Below are 4182 nucleotides of genomic sequence, written 5' to 3' on the forward strand. Positions count from 1 at the left end.
ACTGAGTTGAAAGAAATGAAACTCCGCATTGAAGATGCCCTCAACGCTACTCGTGCAGCCGTGGAAGAAGGAATCGTTGCTGGTGGTGGAACTGCTCTTGCCAATGTCATTCCAGCAGTGGCTGATTTGGAATTGACAGGAGATGAAGCGACAGGACGCAATATTGTTCTCCGCGCCTTGGAAGAACCTGTTCGTCAAATCGCTCACAATGCGGGATTCGAAGGGTCTATCGTCATTGACCGTTTGAAAAATGCTGAAGTTGGTACAGGCTTCAACGCAGCAACTGGCGAGTGGGTCAACATGATTGAAGAGGGAATCATCGACCCAGTTAAAGTGAGCCGTTCTGCCCTTCAAAATGCAGCCTCTGTAGCTAGCTTGATTTTAACAACAGAAGCAGTCGTAGCCAATAAACCAGAACCAGTAGCCCCAGCTCCAGCAATGGATCCAAGCATGATGGGCGGGATGATGTAAAAGCAACTTATAAAAAACACAAAAGGAGGGAACATAATCCCTCCTTTTAAGGTTTTCTCTTCTAAAATTGATTTGAGCTCTCCTAACTTATATGATAAAATAAGACTAGAAGAAGGAGAAGAACATGATTGATGTAGAAGAAATTCTGAGCAAGATGAATCCCAATCAGAAGATTAATTATGACCGTGTTATGCAGAAAATGGTTCAGGTTTGGGAGAAAAATGAGCAACGTCCAACTATTCTCATGCATGTTTGCTGTGCTCCTTGTAGTACCTACACTCTAGAATACCTGACAAAATACGCGGATGTGACCATCTATTTTGCCAATTCCAATATCCATCCAAAGGCAGAATACCACAAGCGGGCCTACGTCACCAAGAAATTTGTCAGTGACTTCAATGAGCGAACAGGCAATACGGTCCAGTATTTAGAAGCGCCCTACGAACCAAATGAATACCGGAAGTTAGTCAGAGGGCTGGAAGAAGAACCAGAAGGCGGCGATCGTTGCAAGGTTTGTTTTGACTACCGTCTGGATAAAACGGCGCAAGTAGCTATGGACTTGGGCTTTGACTACTTTGGTTCAGCTTTGACCATCAGTCCCCATAAGAATTCTCAAACCATCAACAGCATCGGAATTGATGTGCAAAAGATTTATACAACCCACTATCTCCCAAGTGATTTCAAGAAAAACCAAGGCTACAAGCGCTCGGTGGAGATGTGCGAGGAGTATGATATTTATCGTCAATGTTATTGTGGATGCGTCTATGCAGCTCAAGCCCAGAATATTGATCTTGTTCAGGTTAAGAAGGATGCCACGGCTTTCTTGTTGGATAAGGATGTTGAAAAAGACTATTCCCACATCAAGTTTACTGTTACTAAATTAGATATATAGAAATCAACCCAGCTGAAAAGCTGGGTTTTTCAAATAAAAAAACCAGGGTTTTCACCCCAGTTTGACAACTTTACCGATTCTTTAGTTCTATGTAGCGTTTGTACCAAATGTTGACATAGGCCTCTGAGAAAGGACCGCGTCCATTGTTAATCCAATCAACAAGGATTTTAACATGCTCTTTCAAAATATAGTCTAAATCATCAGAATACTTCATTTTGCGTTTATGGCGCTCATACTCTTCAACGTCCAAGAGACGCTTTTCACCATCAGTGAAAACCTTGACATCCAAATCATAATCAATGTATTTCAGGGCTTCCTCATCTAGATAGTAAGGACTTGCCATATTGCAATAGTAGGAAATCCCATTATCACGAATCATGGCAATGATATTAAACCAATATTTTTTGTGAAAGTAAACAATAGCCGGTTCTCGAGTCACCCAACGACGACCGTCACTTTCGGTAACAAGTGTGTGGTCGTTGACGCCGATAATGGCGTTCTCTGTTGTTTTTAGTACCATGGTGTCCCGCCAAGTACGGTGAAGACTCCCATCATGCTTATAACTTTGAATTGTAATAAAGTCGCCTTCTTTTGGAAGTTTCATAACTAACCAACTTTCTACAATTTATAAGTTTATCGTTTACTATTATATCATAAATCGGTCTAATTTTTTTGAATTTTACACGAAAATATTAAAGATATTCTCTGAGAGCGCTAGCTATATCCGAAAAATCATAGCCTTTTCGAGCTAAAACTTGAGTTAATCGTTGCTTTAGTTCGTAACCTTCATATTTGCGAGCATACTTAGCATATTGTTTGTCTAGCTCTTTAAAAATGAGTTCTTGAGTCGTTTCTTGGTCGACTTGGCTGTCCAAGTCATCAAAAGCACTTTTAGCATCAGAATAGGAGAAGCCTTTGTTCGTCAAGTTTTGAATGATCTTATCCTGCAAGGCACGAGCGGGAAGCTTTCCCGTGTATTTTTTTAGCAGTTTCTCCGCCACACGTTGAGCAACCTCTGAAAAATCAAAATCCTTTAAAACATCTTCAATAGTTGATTTGACAATCCCTTTTTGAGACAGTTTTTGAGCTAGCACATAGGGTCCCTTATCTCCAGAAAGTTGATTTGCATTGATGATAGAGTAGGCATACTGACGATCATTAATCCAGTTATCTTCTTTGAGATTAGCGATAACTTGACTAGTGATTTTTTCATCAAGATCATACTTTTTCAGATACTCACGAACTTCCTTTTCGGTTCGAGCTTTAAATGATAGATGGTAGAGGGCGAGATTTTTACCATAAGAGAACTGGGCAAAGTCCTGAATCTCGGTCAATTCTTCAGTGCTAACCACCTTATCTTTAGACAACATAAAACGGACAATGGTATCCTCCGTGATATAAGAGGTTTGCTGTCCATCTAACTCCATCAAGTAGAGACGTTTTTTCTTTTCAAGTTTTGTGATTTTCATAGTTCTATTATACCCTAAAATGTGATAAGATAGGGGTATGAATCTGAAAGTCAAACAAAAAATACCTTTAAAAATCAAGCGGATGGGCATCAATGGTGAGGGAATCGGTTTCTATCAGAAAACCCTCGTTTTTGTGCCAGGCGCCCTCAAAGGAGAAGATATCTATTGTCAGATTACTTCTATTAAACGTAACTTTGTTGAAGCCAAATTACTAAAGGTTAATAAGAAGTCGAAATTTCGAGTCGTACCAGCTTGTACGATTTATAATGAATGTGGTGGTTGCCAAATCATGCACCTCCACTACGATAAACAGTTGGAGTTCAAAACGGATTTGCTCCACCAAGCCCTGAAAAAATTTGCTCCTGCAGGATATGAAAACTATGAAATCCGTCCAACTATCGGAATGCAGGAACCAAAGTACTACCGTGCTAAGCTTCAATTCCAGACTCGGAAATTTAAAAATCAGGTCAAGGCAGGTTTGTATGCGCAAAACTCTCATTATCTCGTAGAGTTGAAAGACTGTTTGGTGCAAGATAAGGAAACCCAAGTGATTGCGAATCGCCTAGCTGAACTTCTTACTTACCACCAAATTCCAATTACAGATGAGAGAAAAACGCTCGGTGTTCGCACGATCATGGTACGAAGAGCAAGAAAAACGGGGCAAGTTCAGATAATCATTGTCACGAATCGCCAGCTTAATTTAACCCAGCTGGTAAGAGACTTAGTTAAAGATTCTCCAGAAGTTGTCACAGTTGCAGTCAATACAAATACAGCAAAAACAAGTGAAATCTATGGTGAAAAGACGGAAATTATCTGGGGCCAAAAGAGCATTCAAGAAGGAGTACTGGACTATGAGTTTTCTCTCTCGCCCCGAGCTTTTTATCAACTTAATCCGGAGCAGACAGAAATTCTCTATAGTGAAGCAATTAAGGCTCTGGATGTCAGCAAAGAAGACCATCTAATCGATGCATATTGCGGTGTTGGGACGATCGGATTTGCCTTCGCAAAGAAGGTCAAGAGTCTCAGAGGAATGGATATTATTCCAGAAGCCATAGAAGATGCCAAGCGAAATGCTAAAAAAATGGGATTTGACAATACCCATTATGAAGCGGGAACAGCAGAAGAGATTATTCCACGCTGGTATCAAGAAGGCTACCGAGCAGATGCCCTGATAGTCGACCCTCCTCGTACAGGCTTAGATGATAAGCTACTGGATACCATTCTGACCTATGTTCCAGAAAAAATGGTCTATGTATCCTGCAATGTTTCGACCTTGGCACGAGATTTAGTTAAACTAGTAAAAGTCTATGACCTCCAGTATATCCAGTCGGTCGATATGTTTCCCCACAC

The 4182-nt window shown here is 40.7% G+C and carries 5 protein-coding genes; 3 read left to right on the forward strand and 2 right to left on the reverse strand.

What is annotated here, in order from left to right; genetic code table 11:
• A partial coding sequence (locus GMD6S_RS08410; RefSeq protein ID WP_000316199.1) for a TCP-1/cpn60 chaperonin family protein occupies positions 1 to 471 on the forward strand: 471 nt, incomplete at its 5' end.
• 124 nt (positions 472 to 595) lie between these two features.
• Complete coding sequence (locus GMD6S_RS08415) at positions 596 to 1363, forward strand: epoxyqueuosine reductase QueH (protein ID WP_000567567.1); 768 nt, start codon at positions 596 to 598, stop codon at positions 1361 to 1363.
• Between the two features lie 70 nt (positions 1364 to 1433).
• On the opposite strand, the gene ntdP is transcribed toward GMD6S_RS08415, so the two are convergent.
• Both ntdP and recX read right to left on the reverse strand, forming a co-directional pair.
• Entirely contained in the window at positions 1434 to 1967 is a 534-nt protein-coding gene (gene ntdP, locus GMD6S_RS08420) for a nucleoside tri-diphosphate phosphatase (RefSeq protein ID WP_000775318.1), read from the reverse strand.
• 88 nt (positions 1968 to 2055) lie between these two features.
• Complete coding sequence (gene recX, locus GMD6S_RS08425) at positions 2056 to 2832, reverse strand: recombination regulator RecX (protein WP_000705066.1); 777 nt, start codon at positions 2830 to 2832, stop codon at positions 2056 to 2058.
• Positions 2833 to 2869: 37 nt separating this feature from the next.
• Here recX and rlmD point away from each other — a divergent pair.
• On the forward strand, positions 2870 to 4182 hold a 1313-nt coding region (gene rlmD / locus GMD6S_RS08430), incomplete at its 3' end, for a 23S rRNA (uracil(1939)-C(5))-methyltransferase RlmD (protein ID WP_001050276.1).

Source organism: Streptococcus sp. GMD6S (assembly GCF_000297015.1).

Coding starts and splice junctions, on each gene's coding strand:
- GMD6S_RS08415 (WP_000567567.1), top strand. CDS start 596: ATGATTGATGTAGAAGAAATTCTGAGCAAGATGAATCCCAATCAGAAG.
- recX (WP_000705066.1), bottom strand. CDS start 2,832: ATGAAAATCACAAAACTTGAAAAGAAAAAACGTCTCTACTTGATGGAG.
- ntdP (WP_000775318.1), bottom strand. CDS start 1,967: ATGAAACTTCCAAAAGAAGGCGACTTTATTACAATTCAAAGTTATAAG.